This is a genomic window from Streptomyces sp. JW3 (assembly GCF_052216785.1).
Lineage (GTDB): Bacteria > Actinomycetota > Actinomycetes > Streptomycetales > Streptomycetaceae > Streptomyces.
In genome coordinates this window covers 22,506-43,495 of record NZ_JBQOUX010000068.1, presented here as the reverse complement: position 1 = coordinate 43,495, position 20,990 = coordinate 22,506, and the positions used below count along the sequence as shown (strand labels likewise).

The following is a 20,990-nucleotide window of genomic DNA, read 5'->3' as shown; positions in this document are numbered from 1 at the left end:
CCCCGCTTCCGACCGGAAGCGGGGCCGTCGCCATAGCGGTTCAGTCCTTGACCGGGGTACGGCCGGCCGTGTCCTCCGTCCCGTCCGCCGGAGCCGGAGCCGGAGCCGGAGCCGGAACCGGGACCGCCGCCGCGGTGCCGCCCCCGTCCGTGTTCACCGTCTCGATGACCGCGAGCCGCTCCGGAGTGTCCTCCGGCTTGACGAAGCCGATCAGGATGTACAGCACCAGCGAGACGGCCAGCGGGATCGACACCTGGTACTCGAGCGGGACACCGCCCTCGACGGCCCAGTTGATCGGGTAGTTGACCAGCCAGAAGGCCAGCAGCCCCAGCGCCCAGCTGGTGAGCGCCGCGGTCGGGCCCGAGCGGCGGAAGGGCCGCAGCAGACCGAGCATCATCGGGATCGCGATCGGGCCCATCAGCCCGGCCACCCACTTGATCACGACGGTGATGATGTCCTTGAAGGTGGGCGAGTTGACCTGGGTCGCCACCGCCATCGACAGACCGAGGAAGAGCACCGTCGTCACCCGCGCCGCCAGCAGTCCGGACCGCTGGTCCCAACTGCGCGCCCGCTTCGACAGCACCGGCGCCACGTCCCGGGTGAAGACCGCGGCGATGGCGTTGGCGTCCGAGGAGCACATGGCCATGGTGTGCGAGAAGAAGCCGACGATGACCAGGCCCAGCAGACCGTGCGGCAGCAGCTGTTCGGTCATCAGGCCGTAGGAGTCGGACCCGTCCGGCTTCTGCGACTCGACCAGCAGCGGTGACATCCACATCGGGAAGAACAGCACCACCGGCCACACCAGCCACAGGACCGCCGACAGCCGGGCCGACCGCTCCGCCTCCCGGGCGTCGCGGGTCGCCATGTAGCGCTGCGCCTGGTTGAGCATGCCGCCGTTGTACTCGAACAGCTTGATGAAGAGGAACGCGAGCAGGAACACCGTGCCGTACGGGCCGACCAGCGGTTTCCCGTGGCCCTGGAGGGCCGGCTCGTCCCAGACGCCGAAGAAGCCGCCGTGGTCGCCGAGTTCCAGCACGACCGCCACGAACATCGCGACGCCGGCCAGCAACTGGATGATGAACTGGCCCAGTTCGGTCAGCGCGTCGGCCCACAGCCCGCCGATCGTGCAGTAGATACCGGTGATCACGCCGGTGATGAGAATGCCCTGGTTGAGGCTGATCCCGGTGAACACCGACAGCAGGGTGGCGATGGCCGCCCACTTCGCGCCGACGTCCACGATCTTCAGCAGCATGCCGGACCAGGCCAGCGCCTGCTGCGTCTGGAGGTTGTACCGGTTCTTCAGATACTCCAGCGGGGAGGCCACATGGAGTCGTGAGCGCAGCCGGTTGATACGGGGCGCGAACAGCTTCGACCCGATGGCGATGCCCAGTGCGATGGGGAAGGACCAGGTCACGAAGGACGTGACCCCGTAGGTGTAGGCGATGCCCGCGTATCCGGTGAACATCACCGCGCTGTAGCCCGACATGTGGTGGGAGATACCGGAGAGCCACCACGGCATCTTGCCGCCCGCCGTGAAGAAGTCGCTGACGCTGTCGACGCGCTTGTGCGACCAGACGCCGATGGCGACCATCACGGCGAAGTAGCCGATGAGCACGGCCCAGTCGAGACTGTTCATGTGCCCCCTTTCCAGGGTCCGCCTTGTGAACGGCCCGCTCATCGTGAGTGCGGTGACTAGGACACGACAAGGAAGGGGAAAGTCAAGAGCACGTAAAAAAGTTCGGCCTGTTGGTCACTGTTCACTCACCTGAACGACGACTGGGCGGCGACTGAGCGCCCGCCGCTACTCCTCGCGCCACTCCTCGGGGCACTGCGTACCCCGCGGGAACTGGTACGGAGCCGCCAGCCGGTAGGTGCCCGCCTTCGGCGCGAGCAGCACCGTCCACTTGTCGCCGTCGGCGTCCTCGGCCGTCTCCATCAGACAGCCGTCGACGTTCTCGTACGTCTTCTCCTCGCCGTCCGCCCGGTTCTTCGACGCCTCGGTCTCCTGCGGCGCCTTCAGGCTCTTGCCCTTGGCGTCGACGATGCTCAGCCACGGCGAGTACGGGATCCGCACCAGGATCCGCCCGGCCTCCTCGACCCGGATCGTCCACTCGCCCTGCTCGGCCCGCAGCACCTCGGCGCCGGGCTCGGCCAGCGGCGCCGGCTCGGCCACCTCGAACAGCTGCCAGTTCGCGTCGCCCCAGACCTGCTTCAGATACGGCAGCCCGCGCTGCACCAGCTCCCGTTCCCGCTCGCCGCCGTCCCCGTCCGGCTCGTCCTTCGGCAGCACCACGAAGTGCACCGCCCAGCGCTTCAGCCACTCGTTGTAGTTGGCCGAGTTGAGCGTGTCGTCGTAGAAGAGCGGATTGCGCTCCATGTCGGCCTGCCGGTTCCAGCCGCGCGCCAGGTTCACATACGGGGCCAGCGCGGACGCCTCCCGGTGCGAGCGGGCCGGTACCACCTCCACCCGACCCCGGTACGCGCCGACCTCCTGCAACTCGTTGACCAGCGGCGCCAGCTCCCGCGCCCAGGACGCGGCCGGCGTGGTGTGCACCACGTCGTCGACCGACTTGTAGCCGATCCAGGTGACGAAACCGGTCAGGGCGACGAGCACCGCGTACCACTTGCGGGTGCGCGGCACCGTGAACGGCAGGGCGGCGGCCAGCGCCACCCCCGCGAACAGCATCGGCAGCCGCGTGATGTTGGACCCGATCTGCGAGCTGATCAGCCACACCAGCAGCACCGACAGCCCGTACACCGCGGACGTGATCCGCACCGTCGTCCAGGTGCCCGGCACCAGCAGGAAGACCAGCGCCGCGTAGACCATCGGCAGCACCGCCGAGCCGAACGACATCGGCTGCGTCCCCGAGAACGGGAACAGCCACGACGACAGCGCCACCACCGCGGCCGGCGCCAGCCCCAGCGCCCAGGCACCCGGCCGCCGCTTCTGGAGGAACAGCGCGACGGCCACCAGCCCGACGAACAGACCCGCCACCGGTGAGGCCATGGTCGCCAGCGCGGCCAGCGGCGCCGCGCACAGCGCCTTCGCCCAGCGCTTGTACCGCCACCGGTACGGCCAGCAGAAGACCACCGCCACCGCGCCCAGCCCGAACATCGTGCCGAGCCCGAAGGTCACCCGCCCCGACGCCGCGTTGCACAGCAGCGCGTACACGCCCGCGAGCGCCGCCCACAGCGGGTTGCGCACCACCCGGCCGCGCAGCAGCACCATCGTCAGCAGCCCGGCGGAGACGGTCCCCGCGATCATCATCGTGGTCCGCACCCCGAGCACGGACATCAGATACGGCGACACCACGCTGTACGACACCGGGTGCATCCCGCCGTACCAGGCGAGGTTGTACGCCGAGTCCGGGTGCCGGCCGACGAACTCCGCCCACGCGTCCTGCGCGGCGAGATCACCGCCACTGTTCGCGAATGTGAAGAACCAGACGACGTGCAGCACCCCGGAGAGGGCGGTGACGAAGAGGACGGGGTGGCGCAGCGGCCACTCGCGCAGGGCGGCCGCGCGGGACGCCCTCGGCCGCTCCGGTCCGTCCGGTGCCGGGACGGGTATTCGCGGACCGCTTCCCGGGCCCGGATCGGCGTCGTCGGCGCGTGTCGGCTCCGCAGTGGCCACCTGAAGGCACTCCCCGTGTCCCGGTCTTCTGATCTCGGCCGCGTCCCGTTCCCGTGCGGTTCACGCCCGCGCTGTTCCGACCGGCCACCTTGCCCGTTTCGTGACGCTAGCACGCACCCCGCCCAGCGACTGCCGGGCGGGGTGCGTGAAGGTGCGGTGGAGACGCGGCGGGGTCAGCCGATACGGGTCAGCTTCGCGGTGAGCGCGGGTTCCGCGAGATCGTCCTTGAGCGCGACCGGGACCTCGATGGTCTCGGCGCTGCTGCCGTCGCCGACGGTGAGCGTGCCCACCTTGGTGCCGGCCTGCGCGGTGTGCGGCACCGAGCCGTCGCTCGGCTCGTCCAGCTCCAGCTTCACGGTCAGGCCGGACCAGCCGACGGCGGAGACGTCCTTGGTGGCGACGACCGGGGTGGTGCCGCCCAGGCCGTCGTCGACCTGCCCGACGACATCGCCCTTCTTCACGATCGTCTTCGCGGTGAGCGCGTCCTGCCCCGACTCGATCAGCCCCCGTACGACGCTGGTGACCTCGTCGATGTTGGCGGTGCCGTTCTGCCCGTACTGGCCGAGGGCCGCGCCGATGATCGTCTGGGTCTTGCCGCCGACGTTCTTCTCCGCGGCGAACAGGATGTTGCCGCCGGCCGCGGTGGTGGTGCCGGTCTTGATGCCGATGGCCACGGTCGGCACCAGCCCGAAGAAGTTCGTCTGCGTCTCGCCGTTGAGGTCGACGTAGCTGGGCTGCTTGGAGATCTCCTTGAAGACCGGGTTCTCCATCGCCGCCCGGCCCAGCTTCACCAGGTCCGCGGCGGTGGACACGGTCGTCTTGTCCAGGCCGCTGGGGTCGGTGTACGTGGTGTTCGTCATCCCCAGCTCCTTCGCGGTCTTGTTCATCTTCGCGACGAACTCGTCCTCGGAGCTGCTGCCGGTGTCCCAGCGGGCCAGCAGCTTGGCGACGTTGTTGGCGGACGGCAGCATGACCGCCTGGAGCGCCTCGTACTCGGTGATCTTCTGGCCCTCGGTGACCTTCACCACCGACTCGCTGGCGGCCTTGCCGGTCTCGTAGTGCTTCTGCGCGGCCGCGTCGACGGTGATCTTCGGGCCCTTGTCGCCGGTCTTCAGCGGGTGGTCGCGCAGGATCAGGTACACCGTCATGACCTTGGCGATGCTCGCGATCGGTACGGGCTTCTGGTCGCCGGAGGTGCCGAAGCTGCCGATGCCGTTCACGTCCATGGCCGCCTGGCCCTGGGTGGGCCAGGGCACCGAGGGCTTGTCGCCCTCGAAGGAGACGGTCTGCTGCGCGGTGAGCTGGAGCGTGGGCGTCGGCAGCGGGCGCACGGCCTGTACGACCGCGAACACGATCACCAGCAGCAGGACCAGCGGCGTCCAGATCTTGACCCGCCGCCAGGTGGTGCGCAGCGGTGTCTCCGGCGGCGGCGGGGTGTTGGTCAGCTCCGCCAGCAGATCCAGCGGCGGCTTGGGCGGCAGCGGCTGCTGCCGGGTCCGCTCGAAGCCCTCGGCGGCGGGCGCGGGCTTCGGCACCGGCTTCGGCGCCGGGTCGTCCAGCGGCTTGAGCGCGACGAACCTGCTGGTCCGCTCGGCGAGGGCCTCGCCCGCCTTGTCCTTCTCGCCCTTCTCGTCCTGCTTGCCGCCCAGCTTGAGCATGGTGGTGGGCTGGTCGACGGGGGGCGCGGCGGGCCGGGGTGCCTTGAAGACGGCGGTGGGCTGGTCCGGGGACTGGGGTACGTCGTCTGCGTCCTCGTCCGTGTCCGCGTCCGGCTTCTTGGGCTGGTCTTCGTCCTTGGCGGGGGAGGAGGCGGCGGTGTCGTCACCGCCCGCGGCGTCGGCGTCACCGGACTCCGCGTCGTTGCCGGACTCGGACTTGGACTCGGACTCGGACTCGGTGTCGTCGTCCGTCTCGGAGTCGGTCGCGGTGTCGTCGCCGGAGCCGGCCCCGGCGGAGCCCTCCGCACGCCCCTGTGCGCCCTCGGACGCGCCGGAGCCCGCCCCGGGGTCGTCAACGGCGTCCGCAGGCCCCCTGGGAGCCTCGTCGTCCTTCTGGGGGCCTTCCGTGCCCTCGGTCACGTCCTCGTCCGCGCTCTCGGCGGCGTCGTCCGGCCCGGCATCGGCGTCCGTCGGCTCCTCGTCGGCGTCGGCCGACCGCACCCACGCGGCCACCGCCTCGCGCAGCCGCCCATCACCCTCGGTGCCGCTCCCGGTGTCCTCGGGGTCCTCGGCGCCCTCGGCATCCGAGTCCGCCGCGTCCGCCGGAGCCGGCCGCACCCGCGTCGCCGTATCGGCACCACCGCCCGGTCCCGAGCCCTGCCCCGCGGCGCGCCGCGTCTCCGCCGCCTCCCGCGTCACCGCCAGCCGCGGATCACGCGCCTCCTCGGTGCCGTCCTCCGTCCGGGCGCCGGGAACCGGACCCCCGCTCCCCGACGTCCGTTCTGCCGACGACTCGCGCTGCTTCGACCTGTCGGGGGACTCGCCCGCCACCGATGCCTCCTCCATGCGCCGCACGCCCCGCGTGCGCGTACCGAACCGTGAACCGCCGCCCGGGACACCGCCCGCAGGCGCTGTCCGAACCATGTACCAGTGTCCTGTGTACGGGCTTGACCGAACCGGTAGACGAGAACGACATACCTGCCGGTTCCCTTACGAAGCGGTCACGCACTCTCGACAGACCAATGTGAGAGGGGTCACCCTGTCTGTCATCCACGCGGGGAGGCATGGATGGGCAGGAGCCGCAGAACACTTCCGGAGGAGCTTCTGCTGCTGGCATTGGACCCGGCCACGGGTACCACTGCACAGCCGCAGTCGCTCGACCTCGGCCTGGCCGGAGCGCAGCTCGTCGAGCTGGCGTTGGCCGGACGGATAGCCCCAGACGGGGATCGTATCGCCGTGGTGGCACCACGGCCGACTGGAGATCCGACCTTGGACTGCGCGTTGGAGTTGCTGCGAAGGCGTGGCGCCCCGGTACGCGCGGTGAACTGGATCGGCGGACCCCGGCTGGGGCTCCGCCAGACCTACCTTTCGCATCTGGAGCGGTGCGGCATGGTGCATGCCGTGGCCGGTCAGATGTGCGGGGTGCTGCCGACGACTCGCTATCAGGCGACCGACAACGAGATCAGCCGGGAGATCAGGGCCCGGCTGGACTCCGCGATCCGCACCGGCGTACCGCCGGACCCGCGGACCGCGGCGCTCGCCGCACTGGCGCACGCGGTCGGGCTCGGCAAGCACCTCTATCCCGGCAACGAGGGGCGGTCCTCCCGCTCCCGGCTCCGGGATCTGATCCGGCACGACCCGATGGGCGGCCTCGTGGCGCACGCCGTGATGGACGTCCAGAACGGCGTCGCGGTCCAGCCGCGCCGCAGCCCGGCCCCGGCCGGCCGCCAGGCCGCCCCCGGAGCCGGACCCGCGCCGGAACCCGCCCGCGGTGTTCCGTCGCAACCGCGCCGTGGCCCCATGGCGCGCGCCGCGGCCCACTGAGCCCCGGCACCACAGGCACCACAGGCACCACAGGCACGACCAGCACTACCGGCGCACCACCCGTACACCCGCACCACCCGAGCACCACCCGAGCACCACCCGCACCACCCGAGCCGCCGCACCACAGTCCCCGAGACCGGTCCGGGAGCCGCTGGCCGCGCGGGGCGACAGGACCGGACGTCCGGACGACGACCCGGTCCCGCCGCCCCGCGCGGCCGCATGCGCGGCGCATATCGATCGTTTCCCAGCGGCAGCACGCACCTTGGTGGCAGTCTGCTCAACAGCAGATACGCAAAGTCGCAAGTGGCAGGCAAGACGCACGCAGCCGGAGGTGCACGTCCCGTGGCGTCCAATGTGAATCCCACCGTCCGGCGGCGCCGGCTCGGCCAGGAACTGCGCCGGCTCCGCGAGGTGAAGGGCATGACCGCCGAGGAGGTGGCGGAGCGGCTGCTGGTGTCGCAGTCGAAGATCAGCCGCCTGGAGAACGGCCGGCGCAGCATCAGCCAGCGCGACGTCCGTGATCTGTGCGGGGTCTACGAGGTCGAGGACCAGCGCATCGTCGATTCGCTGATGCAGATGGCCAAGGACTCCCGCCAGCAGGGCTGGTGGCACGCGTTCGGCGACATCCCGTACAGCGTCTACATCGGCCTGGAGACCGACGCGGAGTCACTGCGCACCTACGAACCGCAGATCATCACCGGCCTGCTCCAGACCCGTACGTACGCCGAGGCGCTGATCCAGGGCGCGCTGCCGGAGAGCCCGGCCGCCGACGTCGAGAAGCGGGTGAACGTCCGGATAAGGCGTCAGGAGCGCATCCACTCCGAGAACGGCCCGCTGCGGCTGTGGGTGGTGCTGGACGAGGCGTGTCTGCGCCGGGTGGTGGGCGGTCCGCAGGTGATGCGGGAGCAGCTGGAGCACGTCGCGGAGATGTCGCAGCAGCCGCACATCACGGTGCAGGTGCTGCCGTTCGACGTCGGCGCGCACCCCGGCGTCAACGGCCAGTACTCGATCCTGGAGTTCGCCGACGCCGCCGACTCCAGCGTGGTCTACATCGAGGGCGTGACCAGCGACCTGTATCTGGAGAAGGCGCACGATGTGCAGAAGTACACGGTGATGTACGAGCACTTGCGGGCGCAGGCGCTGAACGTGGAGGAGTCCCGCCGGCGCATCGAGCACGTGGCGAAGGAGTACGCCCGCTGAGTCCGCGGCGGCCCCGACCCACAAGGCGGCGGGGATCGTACACCCCGGACAGGCCGAACTGGAAGACTCACCTGGAATATGCCATCCGGTCGGGTGAACGACTGCTCCGTATGGGGAGCGCGGCGAGTAGCGTCGATCACGCCAACGATCACAACTCGCAACCGGAGCGGAAAAATGGCAATTCTTCAGGGCGTCACCGACGCGTGGACCAAGTCCTCCTACTCCGGGGGGAACGGCGCGTGCGTCGAGGTGAAGTCCCCCGTCGTGGCGGCACTGCTGGTCCGTGACTCCAAGGTCCCGGCCGGCCCGGCGCTGGCCTTCCCCACGAACGCCTGGTCGGCCTTCGTGTCGTCGGTCAAGCACTGACGCACGCAGTACGCGCGGAGCCCTCTCGACCAGTGCGCCGACCTTGCCGAGGGGGCTCGGCTCGTGCCCGGGCGGCCCGGACGTCAGGCCAGCTGCGCCTCGACGGCCGCCACCACCTCCGCCGCCTCCGGCTCGGCCTGCGGCGCGAACCGCGCGACGACCTCCCCGTCCCGGCCGATCAGGAACTTCTCGAAGTTCCACCGGATGTCCCCGCGGTGCCCGTCCGCGTCGGCGAACCCGACCAGCCGCTCGTACAGCGGATGCCGCCCCGCCCCGTTCACCTCGGCCTTCTCCGTCATCGGGAAGGTCACCCCGTACGTGGCCGAGCAGAACTCGGCGATCTCCTCGGCGCTGCCGGGCTCCTGGCCCATGAACTGGTTGCAGGGCACGCCGAGCACGGTGAAGCCCCGCTCCGCGTACCGCTCGTGCAGCCGCTCCAGACCGGAGTACTGCGGCGTCAGCCCGCACTTGGAGGCGACGTTCACCACGAGCACGACCTGCCCGGCGTACTGCCCGAGATCCGCGGAACCGCCCTGGAGCGCGCCGATCTCGACGCCGAGCGGGGAGGAAGAGGTGTCGATGTCAGTAGTCATGTCCGGATGCTAGAGGGTGCCGGGCCCGCACCGGGCGACCGCGTACCCGGTGCGGGCCCGCTGGTTCAGCCGGCCGCGCAGGACACGGTCGGCCAGGTCCAGTTGCCATTGTGCTGGATGGTGACGCCGAAGGTGTTGCCACTGCCGTTGGGCCGGGCGGTCAGGACCTGGGCGCTGGGGTAGGCGGCGGTGACGTTCCAGGTGGAGAGCACCTTGGCCGGGGCGGGAACGTTCATCGTCACGGTCCAGGCGCCGGCGCCGGAGACGGCGACGTTGAGGTTGTACCGGTCGCTCCACTGCTGCCCGGCGGAGAGCGTGGCGCTGCACGCGGCACCCCCGCCGCCGCCTCCGCCTCCGCCGTCGGACGGTGCCACGGCCCGCCCGGTCGCCGGCGAGATCATGCCGGCGCACAGTCCGCGGGCGGCGAGGCCCTGGGCGATCCGCGGAATCGCGGCGAGCGTGTTGGCGGGCCAGTCGTGCATGAGGATGACCTGGCCGTCGGTGAGCCGGCCGGCCGCCTGGACGATGGCGTCGGTACTGGCGCCGTTCCAGTCCTGCGAGTCGACGTCCCAGATGACCTCGGTCAGCCCGTACTTGGCCGCCACCGACCGCACGGTCGCGTTGGTCTCGCCGTACGGCGGCCGGAACAGCACCGGCGTACCGCCGCCCGCGCCGGCGATCGCCTGCTGGGTGCGGGCGAGTTCGGAGTCGACCTGGGCCTGGCCGAGCTGGGTCAGATGCGGGTGGGTGTAGCTGTGGTTGCCGACCCACATGCCGGCGTCGACCTGTGCCTTGACCTGGGCCGGGCTGGCGGCGGCGTACTGGCCCTGGTTGAACATGGTGGCCCGCAGCCCGTTCTGCCGCAGCGCGCTGAGCAGCGCGGGCGTGGAAGCGGACGGACCGTCGTCGAAGGTCAGCCCGACGTACCCGGTGCAGGCGGCGGCGCGGGCCGGTGCGGCGGCGGACTGGACGGCGAGCGTGCCCGCGGCGGCCACCGCGAGAACGACGGCCCGGACGAGGAGGGAACGCAAGGACAGCATCATCTCGGACTCCTCGGTCAGCTCGCGGCGCACGAGACGGTCGGCCAGGTCCAGTTGCCGTTGTGCTGGACGGTGACGCCGAAGGTGTTGCCGCTGCCGTTGGGTTTGGCGGTGAGGGTCTGGGCGTCGGGGTAGGCCGCGTCGGTGTTCCAGGTGGAGAGCACCTTGGCCGGTGCCGGGACCTTCATGGTGACGGTCCAGGCGCTGGAGCCGGAGACGGCGACGTCGAGGTTGTACCGGTCGCTCCACTGCTGTCCGGCGGAGAGCGTGGCGCTGCACCCGGTACTGCCGCCCCCGCCTCCGCCGCCCGAGTCGGTGCCGCCCACGGTGATGTTGGAGCTGCCGCTGCTCTGGTAGCCCTCGGTCGCCATGATCATGTAGTAGCTGAAGCTGCCCAGCGGCATCCCGGCGCGGGCCCACGCGTCGAAGTGGTTGCCGGTGGTGATGGTCCCGCCGGTCCGCTTGGACTGCCGCACACTCCAGTACTGGTCGAAGGTGCGGGTGCCCTCGACGGACGGCGCGTTGTACCGCGTCGTCCGGTAGATGTCGTAGGTACCGCCGTCACTGCTGACGGTCCCCATGAAGGTGCCGGTGGGCCGGTACGTCCCCCAGTTGTCGACGATGTAGTACTCGACGAGCGGGTTCGACGTCCATCCGTAGAGCGCCAGGTAGGCGTTGCCGGACGGGTTGAAGGTGCCCGAGTAGGTCACGGCCCGGCGCCCGCCGTTGCTCCAGCCCTTGCCGGCGACGAAGTTGCCGGTGTTGGACCAGGAGGTGCTGTAGTTCCCGCCGGAGCCGAGGTTCATGGAGACGGTGCCCTGGGCGTCCGTCCAGAACGAGTAGTAGTACCCGTTGTCCGTGCCGGTCTGGTTGGTGGTGACGACCGTGTCGGCGTGCGCGGTACCGGGCGCCATGGCGGCCAGTACGGCGGCGCAGAGCACGCTGATGAATAACCGGAAGCGATGTCTCATGCCGGGCAGTTTTGAGGTGCCCTCGTCAACTGTCAATAGTTTCGGTTTCGGCACCTTCACCGAAACATTCGATGGCTGCTTGGCGGTGCTGTAAGGCGACATCAGGGCGATGATCGACCGATCGCACCCCGGTGATCCATCTGCCATCGCCCTTCCCGACCGAATGTTTCGATAGAAAACCTACTGTGGCTGCTGTAGACATTCCTCGATCACAGGGCTAACGTATGTGCTGTAGCCAGAAGTCAGTGAGGCGTGGCAGAGATGAACTGCCCGCATGCAGTACGTACGCAGGACCGCAGTACTACCGAGAAGTCGGCCCCGGAACGGAAGGTGGTCCCACGGTCAGGCAACAGCACGGAAAAGTCAGGCCGGTACCGCAGTAGGTCGGCCGATGGTGTTAGAAATCCCTAGGGGCCTTGGTGCCGTACGGCACCAAGGCCCCTCGACGCGTGTCCCGTGGACGCGTGTTCCGCACGCGTGTTCCAAACGAAGACCCGAAGGTCCCTCAGAGGTGCAGATGACCGCAGACACACCGCTCGACCGAATCGACGACGACGACTACCCCGCCTACACCATGGGACGGGCCGCGGAGATGCTGGGCACCACGCCCGCCTTCCTGCGCGCCCTCGGGGAAGCCCGGCTGATCACGCCGCTGCGCTCGGAAGGCGGTCACCGTCGCTACTCCCGCTACCAGCTGCGCATCGCCGCACGGGCCCGCGAGATGGTCGACCAGGGCACCGCCATCGAGGCGGCCTGCCGCATCATCATCCTGGAGGACCAGCTCGAAGAGGCCCGGCGCATCAACGAGGAACTGCGCAGCCGTACCGCCGGAGCCGGCCGCGGGCCGGACGCCTGACCCGGACGACCGCCCGGGGATCGGGGCGACCGTCCGGGGATCGGGACAGTCGCCCAGTGATCAGGACAACCGCCCGGGGATCAGACGGAACGCGTGATGCCGAGCATCGCGGAGGCCCGCTGGAGCGGGTCGACGATCCTGGCGACCGCGGCCGTGGGCGCGGGCGCGGTACGGCAGGTGAAGCCGAGCTGCGTCATGGCCCGGAGCACCTCGCCGCTGCTGAAGTCGCGGCGGTCCTGCCGGGTGACGACCTGGCCGACCTGCTTGACGGGGTAGTGCCGCCGCCCGACGATCACGTAGTCGCCGTTGACCGGCTCGGGCTTGACGCCCTTCATCGCTTCCAGCACGCGTTCCTTGGTGAGCTCGAACGGGAAGCGTGCGATGACACAGCGCATGATGCCTCACAGAGAAAAGAAGACGGGGGTTCAGTGGGTGCGGGCGAGCACGCCCGGCGCGCTGCCGTGTCCGTCGACCACGGGCCGGGCCCCCGGCCGCCGGTGCCGGCGCCTAGGCCGCTGCCGTGCCGGTGGCGGAGCGCCGCGCGGACGCCGCCCGCCGGGCCGCCGAAGCGGGGCGGCGCCGGCCGCGGGACCCGGAACCGCGCCCCGGCCGTTCGGGTGCGGCCGGCGCGGTGATGACGACCGGGACGCCGGACGGCGCCTGGGCGCCGGTGATCCGGTGCAGGGCCTCCGCGCCGGCCCGCACCTGAGTGGTCTGCGGCACGATGCCGGCCGTCGCCATCAGCCGGCTCATGGCCCGGCGCTGACTCGGGGTGACCAGGGTGACGACGCTTCCGGACTCACCGGCCCGGGCGGTACGGCCGCCGCGGTGCAGGTAGTCCTTGTGGTCGGTCGGCGGATCGACGTTGACGACGAGGTCGAGACTGTCGACGTGGATGCCGCGCGCGGCGACGTTGGTCGCCACCAGCACGCTGACGTGCCCGCTCTTGAACTGCGTCAGCGTCCGGGTGCGCTGCGGCTGCGACTTGCCGCCGTGCAGGGCGGCGGCCCGGACCCCGCTGTTCAGGAGGTGCTCGGTGAGGCGGTCGACGGCGTGCTTGGTGTCCAGGAACATGAGCACCCGGCCGTCGCGGGCGGCGATCTCGGTGGTGGCCGCGTGCTTGTCGGCGCCGTGCACGTGCAGCACGTGGTGCTCCATCGTCGTCACCGCCCCGGCCGACGGGTCGACGGAGTGCACGACGGGGTCGCTCAGGTAACGGCGGACGAGCAGATCGACGTTGCGGTCGAGGGTGGCGGAGAACAGCATCCGCTGACCGTCCCGGCGCACCTGGTCGAGCAGCGCGGTGACCTGCGGCATGAAGCCCATGTCGGCCATCTGGTCGGCCTCGTCGAGGACGGTGACAGCGACCTGGTCGAGGCGGCAGTCGCCGCGCTCGATGAGGTCCTTGAGCCGTCCGGGCGTGGCGACGACGATCTCGACCCCGCCGCGCAGCGCGCTCGCCTGCCGGCCGATCGACACGCCGCCCACCACGGTGGCCAGCCGCAGCCGCACCGCTCGGGCATACGGCGTGAGCGCGTCGGTGACCTGCTGCGCCAGCTCCCGCGTCGGCACCAGGACCAGCCCGAGCGGCTGCCGGGCCTCGGCACGGCGACCGGCGGTACGGGCCAGCAGGGCCAGCCCGAAGGCGAGGGTCTTGCCGGAACCGGTACGGCCCCGGCCGAGTACGTCCCGCCCGGCCAGCGAGTTGGGCAGCGTCGCCGCCTGGATGGGGAACGGCACGGTGACGCCCTGCGACCCGAGCGCGGCCAGCAGCGCGGCGGGCATGTCGAGATCGGCGAAAGCGTCCACGGCGGGCAACGCCGGGGTGACCGTCCTGGGCAGCGCGAACTCGCCTTGGGGCGCGGCGGGCCGCCGCCGCGCCCCCGCCGAACTACGTGAACTCGCCGAACTCGTCGAACTCGTCGAACGGAACCGTTGGGTGGGACGTGCATGGTTCATACGGAACCTTCCTTGCTTCCTTGATTGCGGTGCGGCACATATCAAGGAATCCCCGCATGACCTGGAAAGCGGCATGAAGAATCGCAAGAACGAGCCGAATGGAACGCAGCTGAAAACCCTGAAAATGCAGCTGGGGCCCGCACCCCGAAGGATGCGGGCCCCAGCTACGAATACGCGCAGGCGTCAGGCGAGGACGATGTTCTCGGCCGTCGGGCCCTTCTGCCCCTGCGCGATGTCGAAGCTCACCTTCTGGCCCTCGAGCAGCTCACGGAAGCCCTGGGCAGAGATGTTCGAGTAGTGGGCGAACACGTCGGCGCCGCCACCGTCCTGCTCGATGAAGCCGAAGCCCTTTTCCGCGTTGAACCACTTCACGGTGCCAGTAGCCATGTCTTTTTCTCCTTCGGGGTGAATCAGTATCCGCACTCCGCGAATACCACGTCGCCGCGATGATCACCCTGCCCGGAAAAAGCACCGGTACCAAAAGGAATGCGGGAACCACAACTGCAACTGAGATCGACAGTAGCACGTTGCGCCGGACCATGCGTGTTGAGTAATTACACTCGGCCCGTCGCCCCATGAAAACTGCCCGCGAAATTCGGCAAACCCTCCCCCCGCGGATACAGATTTCCGTGCCCGCGCGGCTGGCACCTGGTGCGCGGCGTAGTTCCGTGGCGCTGCCGCGGATGCCGTTCCGGCCGGGCGGGTCGGCGCCTGTTCCGCGGCCGGTTCACGGATGTGCATTTTCCTGGTTACTCCGGGTGTGACCTCGGCTATGGTGTTCCTGTGGACTTGGGGATGATCCAACAGTGGTACCCCGTGGGTACGGATGTCGTGATTTATCTCGCCGGGGGGCGGTCTGCTCGGGGGCGTCTGGAGGCGGTCGGAACCGACAGCCTGGTGCTCGTCACCGACAAAGGGCCCACCCTGCTGCGAGCCACCGCGATCGAGCAGCTTGAGGCCATGAGCCCGCCTGCGCCGGTCGCGAGACCCGCTCCACCGGAACCCCCCGTACCCCCGCCCCCGCCCGAACCCGAGCCCGTGGTGCTGTCCGCCGCGTGGGGCGCGCTGGAAGGCGAGTTCGCGATGGACATGGGGCAGGCTCGGCTGACCGCACCGGTGTTCGCGCTCGATTCCTCGATGGAACTGGGGTACACCGAGGTCAAAGAAATCGAAGGCCATATCAACCGGGCCAAGAATCGCCTGGAGTCGGCCCGGAGGCTGGGCGAACCGTCACGTGCGCCGGGGGCGATACGCGACCTGGCCGCGGCCGCGGCGGCGTGCGACTACCCGCCGGCGTTCCACCTCGCCGCCCTGTTGCTTCTCGACCGGGTCGACTCGGAAGCAGCCCGACACCAGGCCGAGGCATGGATGGCGGAGGCCGTGTCCTGCGGCGACCGCTACGCCTGGGACCTGGCGGTGCTGCGCATCCGAAACGGCCGTGGCCGAGAGGCGGTGGCGGCACTCGGCGAAGCCCTGAGGCTGAGCCCCGCCGGTCACACCGACGATGAACTGCTGCGGCTGTTCCTGTCCCTGGTGCTGCATGAGGGCGACGCGCGCACGGCGGCGTCGGCGCTCGGAGCCGCCGTAGAGGAGAACCCCGTCCACCGGCGGGTGGCCACCCGGGCCGGTCTCTATCTCGTCTCCCGGCTCTCTCCCCCGGAACTGGCCGCACCGCTGGAACCGTTGCTGAACTCCTCGGCACCGTCGCCCGACGACCTGCGCCGGGTCCTGGAAGTCCTCGACCCGGGCACCGGGGAGCGGCCCCTCGCTGCGCCACCGGAGACCCGGCAAGCGGCGGCGGTCACCACCCCGCGCGCGCACCCGTCCCAGAGCGGCAGGCCCGGCCCCGTTCCGGAGCCGGCCTCGCACCATGCTCCTGAGCCCCAGGCGAAGCCCGGCGGCAGAACAGGTGGCGGGACAGGCGGGACTGGCGGGACAGGAGGGGCAGGAGGGACAGACGGCGGGACGGAGCGGACCGCCGGGCCGAAGGAGCCTCAGCTCCATGTGGCGGCCGCACGCAATCAGCTCAATCAGGGAAACCTCGGCGCCGCGCTGAAGATCGCGCAGAACGCCTTGGCGAGCCACCCCGGTCATGCCGAACTGATGGAGATCGCGGCAATCGTCCAGCGCGAGAAGGTCGCGCGAATACCGGCCGTCCCGCCGTCGAAGCGCACCGCCCAGTCGCAGGTGCCCCGGCACCGCCGTTCGGCATATGTGCGGGCACAGCATGCCGACACCCAGGAAAAGGACTGGCCGAAAGCCGAGCAGCTGTACCGGCAGGCCCTGACGGAGGACCCGAACAACGAACGGGCCCGACGCAGCCTGGCCTGGGGGCTGCACCGCTACAAGCGCAGTGACGAGGCGCTCGAACTGCTGCGGGACCCGAGTGTCGTCGTCCAGGACATCCTGCCGCACCAGAACATGATCATCACGATCCTGAGCGACAAGGGCAACTGGGACGAAGCGGCTCGCCTTCTGGAGGTGCTCCTGAAGCGGGAGCACTCCAAGCAGACCCGGACCGGCCTGCTGAAGCGCCTGATCGTGCTGTACCGAAGGCTTCGGGACGCCGAGCGGGCCAAGGGAGCGGTACAGCGCCTGCTCAACCACGGTCCCCGGAACCCGGAGTTCCGCAGCCTCTGGGAAGAGGTCGAGAAGGCCGAACGATCAGGCATCTGGGACAAGATCGACCAGCTCCTCGCCAAGAGCGACTGGAAGCCCGAACAGCCCGGTTCGATCAGTCCCATCCTCCTGCTCCACCTGGACCGCTGCGAGTACGCCGGAGTCAACCCGGCACGTGTCCAGGAAGGAACCCTGAGCGAGCGGGACGTTCAGGAACTCGACGATCTCATCCGCACCCTCGGATCGCGGAGATCCGCCGACCGCGCCGCCTACAACCTGTCGGTGGCGCGCATCCTGCGAGATCTCAACCAGTCCGAGGACGGCCGTTTCCACAAGTCGCTGCGGAGCTTCGGCGCGGCCATGGGCGACCTCTGCACGGCCGAGCGCCGGCACGGAGACGTCACCCGCACCTACTACGCCGAAGCGGTGGCACTGGGCGGGTGGGACGACATGGGCGAGTTGAAGGTGAAGCAGTTCGTCCGGTCGTACCTCGACCCCGACTGGCCGCAGCCGGAATCCCGCCCGACGTTCGAGAAGTCGCTCCAGTGGGTCCTGGAGGACGAAAGCCTGCACAAACCACTGACGTTCGGCCTGCTCAGCCTGATGACCAACGGCTCCGACCGGGTACGGCGCGAGATCGTCTCCCGTACGTTCCGAGTCGCCCCCATCAGAGACATCCTGTTCCGGCAACTGTGCGACTACTTGGGTGAGACCGAGCCGTCGGGCGCGCACGACGGTTACGCGGAGCTGTGGCAGGAGGCACTGCGCAAGCTGCGCCAAGAGCTGGACGCACAGCGTCAGTCGCTCCAGTTGCCGCTGAATCGCAGCGAACCTCTGGGCGCCCTGGCCGAGGACCAGCAACTGCTGGAGCGCGCCAGGGGCCTGGCGCCCAGCACACCCCTCGACATCGACCGCCTCAAGAAGGTGGCCACCACCCTGGCCGACATCCACGGTTACCTGGACCAGCCCTCGTACCTGGAACAGGAACGGCTGGAGTCCAAGATCCGCACCGCCGTGCGGGAGCTGGTCGCCACCATCGAGGCGTATCCGACCCGGCTGAGCCTGGAATACCTGGTACCGCTGCTGACCAAGCTGGACCAGGCGCTCGCCGGCCACTTCGCGGATGTCCAGCGGGCCGCCGAACCGACCGATCTCGAAGTGACCCAGGTGCTGTCCAGCTACGCGCCCAGCGCCGCGTTCACCATCCACGTACAGCTCAGCGTCAAGAACCTGCCCCGGCGCAGCCCCGCCGTCGACGTGATGCTGCGGGTACTGGACAACACGGACGACTACCAGCCGGTGGCCGAGCCCATACCGGTCGCTCACAGCCTGCGCGACGAACAGACCGAGACCTGCACGCTCCCGCTGGTGGTGACGCCCCGGGCCGTGGCCGAGCAAGTCCTGACGCTCCACTACAGCCTGGAGTTCATGGTCCGCTCCGACCGGCGCGTCGTCACCGAACCGCGGACGCTGCCCCTGCGACTGAACGACTCGCAGGACTGGAAACCGATCCGCAACCCGTACGCCGAGGGCGCTCCCGTCGAGGACGAGCAGATGTTCTACGGCCGTGGACCGCTGATCCAGATTCTCGTGGACTCCCTGGAGCGGGCCGACGCCAAGTGCGTGGTGATCTACGGGCAGAAACGCGTCGGAAAGTCGTCGGTCCTGCACCATCTGCAACAGGCACTCAAACCGCCCGTGCTGGCCGCGAAGTTCAGCATGGGCGAACTCGCCACCAACCTGACGCACGCCGGCCTGCTGTACAAGATCTCGAACGCCTTCTACCGGCGCCTGGAGGACTTGGAGGACGCCGGGCTCCCGGGACTGGACCTCCCCCGGCCCGTGCTGCGGGAGTTCATCGACAGCGGCTCGCCGCAGATCCACTTCGACGACTACATGCGGGACATCCTGCGGCGAATGCACCGCAGTGACGCCTACCGGGGCTGGCGGATGGTGCTGCTGCTGGACGAGTTCACCGTCCTCTACGGTGCCATCGAGCGCGGCGATCTCCCGCGGGAGTTCATGAAGTCCTGGAAGGCCATGCTGGAGAGCAAGCTGTTCAGCAGCGTGGTGGTGGGCAACGACCTGATGCCCCGCTTCCTCAAGGCGTACCCCAACGAGTTCCAGGTGGCCCGGCAGGAGCCGGTGTCCTATCTCGACGGGGGGCCCGCCAAGGCACTGATCACCGAACCGATCGCCCTGGACAACGGCGAGAGCCGCTATCGCGGCGATTCCGTCCAGCGGGTCATCGAACTGACCGCCCGGAGCCCCTACTACATCCAGCTGTTCTGCAACCGCCTCGTCCACCACATGAACGTCGAACGCCAGCCGCTGATCGGTCCCGCCGACGTGGACAACGTCGCGGCGGCGCTGGTCAGCGGGGACCGGGCGCTGCTGCAGGAGCAGTTCGACAATCTCCTCACTCCCGGTGACGCGGACGTCAGCGACCTGTCGGACGAGACCATACTGGCGGTCCTCAAAGGCAGCCTGACGGGACACCGGCGAGACCTCCACCTCGACGGCCGCAAGGCCCGCGAACTACCCGAAGGCCCCCGCGTCATCGAAGACCTGCTGCGCCGCGACGTGGTCGTGCGCGAGTCCGAGGACCGCTACCGGATCAAGGTGGGGCTGTTCGCGGAATGGCTCTGGCACAGGAAGGCGTAGCGGCCGTGGCAGACATGGCACAGAGAACGTCCAACAATCCCTTCGCCACCGTCGGGCATCCCGTCCACGGCGACGGGCACGTGGGCCGCTCCGGCCCCATCGAGGTCCTGCGGGAGCGGGTCCTGTCCCAGCCGACCGCCGGCGCCACCGCCATCATCGGTCCGCCGCGGATCGGCAAGTCCAGTCTGGCCTACCACGTCTTCATGCGCCCCGAGGCCCGGGTGGCGTTCCCCCAGCTGCTGCCGGTATGGATGAACGTACGGACCCAGGCCGGAGTGCAGCAGGTGTTCCGCAGACTGTCCGACGACGTCTGGGACGCCCTGACCGAGCGGTCGGCCGAGATCGACCGGCGGACCGCGGACGCCTACCACAGGGCCGTGGAGCCCGGTCTTCCCTGGGCCCAGGCGCAGAGCGAGACCCAGGAATTCCTCCGCCTGGTACGCCGGCGCGGATGGCGGGTCGTGCTGATCCTGGACGAGTTCGACGCGGCCCGCGACGTGTTCAAGACCGAGCCGGGCACGTTCCAGGCCCTCCGGGAGATCGCCTACAACCTGGACTGGAACATCGGCCTGGTCACCACGTCCCGGCGGGAACTCCGCGAGATCGTCGACATGGCCGACCCCGACGAGTCCACTTTCCCGGGGATCTTCCGCTCCCTGTTCCTGACCTGCTTCGACACCGCCGAACTGGGCGCTCTCACCTCCCGGGTGCCGGGCGCCTCGCCGGATCCGGATGACGACCCGGGCAGCCGAGCCGTCGCGAGACTGGACGACCTGACCGGTGGCCACCCCTATCTGGCGAGCGTGCTCCTGGACCGGGTGTGCAGTGCCGCTCGAGGCGGCCCGGTGCGCCTCCTGGACGCGCTCGACGGGCTGGCTCCCGCGCTGCCCGCCGAGTTCCAGTACTACTACCGCGATCTCGAAGAGTTACTGCGCGCGGACGGCCGGCTGCGCGCGCTGCTGGAGGTGATCCTCGGCCCGCAACTCGTCGTCACCCCGGACGACGCCCAGTCCCTGCTGCAGCAAGGGCTGATCAGGGTACGGGAGGGCGGATACCGGGCCTTCTCCGACGACTTCCAGCAGTTCCTCGTACTGATCGGGCGGAAGCTGGGCCACTGGGACAACTGGATGACCGTGGAGCGGCGGGTCCGCGACCTGATCGAGTCCGTCTTCGAGGACAGGTACGGCACCGACTGGCCCACCGGGCTGCGCAAAGTCCGCCCCAAGCTGGTCGCCATGCTCGATCACTGCGAGGAGCTCAAGGCCCGAGAACTGCGGTCCTTCGGCGCCCGAGGATCCACCCGCATCCTGGACTTCACCTACCCGAGGGACCTGTACGACCTGATGGCATCGCACTGGGACCTGTTCGGACCGTTCCTGAAGAAGGACAAGAACTACTGGAACGAGCGGTTCACCCTCCTGGCGAAGGTGCGCAACCCCATGGTGCACAACCGGATGTCCGTGGTGACCACGGTGGAACAGCGCGCCTTCCAGGTCTACTGCGACGAGATCATGGAGATGCTGGACAACAAGGCCTGAGAAAGCCGACCTGATCCCCACACGACACCTGCCGCCCTGCTGCCTGCGGGAGCGAGGCTCCCCGTCCG

At 69.6% G+C, this 20,990-nt stretch carries 15 protein-coding genes; 6 read left to right on the top strand and 9 right to left on the bottom strand.

All coding sequences use genetic code 11. The annotated features are described in order from the left end of the window. Nucleotides 1-40: 40 nt before the first annotated feature. From ACTT8P_RS25120 to ACTT8P_RS25110, 3 genes are all read right to left on the bottom strand, one after another. Complete coding sequence (locus tag ACTT8P_RS25120) at nt 41-1,636, bottom strand: sodium:solute symporter family protein (RefSeq protein ID WP_442834002.1); 1,596 nt, start codon at nt 1,634-1,636, stop codon at nt 41-43. 165 nt (nt 1,637-1,801) lie between these two features. After that, nucleotides 1,802-3,634, bottom strand: coding sequence for an MFS transporter (locus ACTT8P_RS25115; protein WP_442834001.1), 1,833 nt, complete (start codon nt 3,632-3,634; stop codon nt 1,802-1,804). A 173-nt stretch (nt 3,635-3,807) separates the two neighbouring features. Further along, the gene (locus ACTT8P_RS25110; RefSeq protein WP_442834000.1) at nt 3,808-6,138 is read right to left on the bottom strand and encodes a D-alanyl-D-alanine carboxypeptidase; all 2,331 of its coding nucleotides are present in this window, start codon (nt 6,136-6,138) and stop codon (nt 3,808-3,810) included. 222 nt (nt 6,139-6,360) lie between these two features. On the opposite strand from ACTT8P_RS25110, the gene ACTT8P_RS25105 reads away from it, so the two are divergent. The 3 genes from ACTT8P_RS25105 (at nt 6,361) to ACTT8P_RS25095 (ending at nt 8,682) form a co-directional block, all read left to right on the top strand. After that, nucleotides 6,361-7,116, top strand: a complete 756-nt coding sequence (locus ACTT8P_RS25105) for a GOLPH3/VPS74 family protein (RefSeq protein ID WP_361156573.1) — start codon at nt 6,361-6,363, stop codon at nt 7,114-7,116. Between the two features lie 342 nt (nt 7,117-7,458). After that, on the top strand, nt 7,459-8,316 hold the full coding sequence (locus ACTT8P_RS25100; RefSeq protein ID WP_442833999.1) for a helix-turn-helix domain-containing protein: 858 nt from the start codon (nt 7,459-7,461) through the stop codon (nt 8,314-8,316). A gap of 174 nt (nt 8,317-8,490) precedes the next feature. Beyond that, nucleotides 8,491-8,682, top strand: a complete 192-nt coding sequence (locus tag ACTT8P_RS25095; protein WP_442833998.1) for a DUF397 domain-containing protein — start codon at nt 8,491-8,493, stop codon at nt 8,680-8,682. Between the two features lie 83 nt (nt 8,683-8,765). Here ACTT8P_RS25095 and ACTT8P_RS25090 read toward each other — a convergent pair whose 3' ends face one another. From ACTT8P_RS25090 to ACTT8P_RS25080, 3 genes are all read right to left on the bottom strand, one after another. After that, nucleotides 8,766-9,275, bottom strand: coding sequence for a glutathione peroxidase (locus ACTT8P_RS25090; RefSeq protein WP_442833997.1), 510 nt, complete (start codon nt 9,273-9,275; stop codon nt 8,766-8,768). A gap of 65 nt (nt 9,276-9,340) precedes the next feature. Further along, complete coding sequence (locus ACTT8P_RS25085) at nt 9,341-10,318, bottom strand: polysaccharide deacetylase family protein (protein ID WP_442833996.1); 978 nt, start codon at nt 10,316-10,318, stop codon at nt 9,341-9,343. Between the two features lie 14 nt (nt 10,319-10,332). Further along, nucleotides 10,333-11,286 (bottom strand): glycoside hydrolase family 11 protein, encoded by a 954-nt coding sequence (locus ACTT8P_RS25080; protein ID WP_442833995.1) that lies wholly within the window; start codon nt 11,284-11,286, stop codon nt 10,333-10,335. Nucleotides 11,287-11,803: 517 nt separating this feature from the next. Between ACTT8P_RS25080 and ACTT8P_RS25075 the strand changes: the two genes are divergently transcribed. Continuing rightward, the gene (locus tag ACTT8P_RS25075) at nt 11,804-12,142 is read left to right on the top strand and encodes a MerR family transcriptional regulator (protein ID WP_442833994.1); all 339 of its coding nucleotides are present in this window, start codon (nt 11,804-11,806) and stop codon (nt 12,140-12,142) included. Between the two features lie 80 nt (nt 12,143-12,222). On the opposite strand, the gene ACTT8P_RS25070 is transcribed toward ACTT8P_RS25075, so the two are convergent. From ACTT8P_RS25070 to ACTT8P_RS25060, 3 genes are all read right to left on the bottom strand, one after another. Further along, nucleotides 12,223-12,537 carry an SCO5918 family protein gene (locus tag ACTT8P_RS25070; protein ID WP_442833993.1) on the bottom strand — a complete coding sequence of 105 codons (315 nt, stop codon included), beginning with the start codon at nt 12,535-12,537 and terminating at the stop codon, nt 12,223-12,225. 112 nt (nt 12,538-12,649) lie between these two features. Next, a complete protein-coding gene (locus ACTT8P_RS25065) occupies nt 12,650-14,101 on the bottom strand; it encodes a DEAD/DEAH box helicase (RefSeq protein ID WP_442833992.1) in 1,452 nt (483 codons plus the stop codon). A 183-nt stretch (nt 14,102-14,284) separates the two neighbouring features. Next, entirely contained in the window at nt 14,285-14,488 is a 204-nt protein-coding gene (locus ACTT8P_RS25060; protein ID WP_073934532.1) for a cold-shock protein, read from the bottom strand. A 651-nt stretch (nt 14,489-15,139) separates the two neighbouring features. Here ACTT8P_RS25060 and ACTT8P_RS25055 point away from each other — a divergent pair. Next, entirely contained in the window at nt 15,140-19,384 is a 4,245-nt protein-coding gene (locus tag ACTT8P_RS25055; protein WP_442833991.1) for a tetratricopeptide repeat protein, read from the top strand. Nucleotides 19,385-19,398: 14 nt separating this feature from the next. Continuing rightward, nucleotides 19,399-20,922: an ATP-binding protein gene (locus ACTT8P_RS25050; protein WP_442833990.1), complete on the top strand. Its 1,524-nt coding sequence runs from the start codon at nt 19,399-19,401 to the stop codon at nt 20,920-20,922. The last annotated feature ends 68 nt before the right edge of the window (nt 20,923-20,990 follow it).

What these genes read in the sequence shown, in the direction of transcription:
- ACTT8P_RS25065 (WP_442833992.1), bottom strand. Translation starts at nt 14,101, where the DNA reads ATGAACCATGCACGTCCCACCCAACGGTTCCGTTCGACGAGTTCGACG.
- ACTT8P_RS25085 (WP_442833996.1), bottom strand. Translation starts at nt 10,318, where the DNA reads ATGATGCTGTCCTTGCGTTCCCTCCTCGTCCGGGCCGTCGTTCTCGCG.
- ACTT8P_RS25120 (WP_442834002.1), bottom strand. Translation starts at nt 1,636, where the DNA reads ATGAACAGTCTCGACTGGGCCGTGCTCATCGGCTACTTCGCCGTGATG.
- ACTT8P_RS25090 (WP_442833997.1), bottom strand. Translation starts at nt 9,275, where the DNA reads ATGACTACTGACATCGACACCTCTTCCTCCCCGCTCGGCGTCGAGATC.
- ACTT8P_RS25075 (WP_442833994.1), top strand. Translation starts at nt 11,804, where the DNA reads ATGACCGCAGACACACCGCTCGACCGAATCGACGACGACGACTACCCC.
- ACTT8P_RS25050 (WP_442833990.1), top strand. Translation starts at nt 19,399, where the DNA reads ATGGCACAGAGAACGTCCAACAATCCCTTCGCCACCGTCGGGCATCCC.
- ACTT8P_RS25105 (WP_361156573.1), top strand. Translation starts at nt 6,361, where the DNA reads ATGGGCAGGAGCCGCAGAACACTTCCGGAGGAGCTTCTGCTGCTGGCA.
- ACTT8P_RS25080 (WP_442833995.1), bottom strand. Translation starts at nt 11,286, where the DNA reads ATGAGACATCGCTTCCGGTTATTCATCAGCGTGCTCTGCGCCGCCGTA.
- ACTT8P_RS25110 (WP_442834000.1), bottom strand. Translation starts at nt 6,138, where the DNA reads ATGGAGGAGGCATCGGTGGCGGGCGAGTCCCCCGACAGGTCGAAGCAG.
- ACTT8P_RS25060 (WP_073934532.1), bottom strand. Translation starts at nt 14,488, where the DNA reads ATGGCTACTGGCACCGTGAAGTGGTTCAACGCGGAAAAGGGCTTCGGC.
- ACTT8P_RS25095 (WP_442833998.1), top strand. Translation starts at nt 8,491, where the DNA reads ATGGCAATTCTTCAGGGCGTCACCGACGCGTGGACCAAGTCCTCCTAC.
- ACTT8P_RS25070 (WP_442833993.1), bottom strand. Translation starts at nt 12,537, where the DNA reads ATGCGCTGTGTCATCGCACGCTTCCCGTTCGAGCTCACCAAGGAACGC.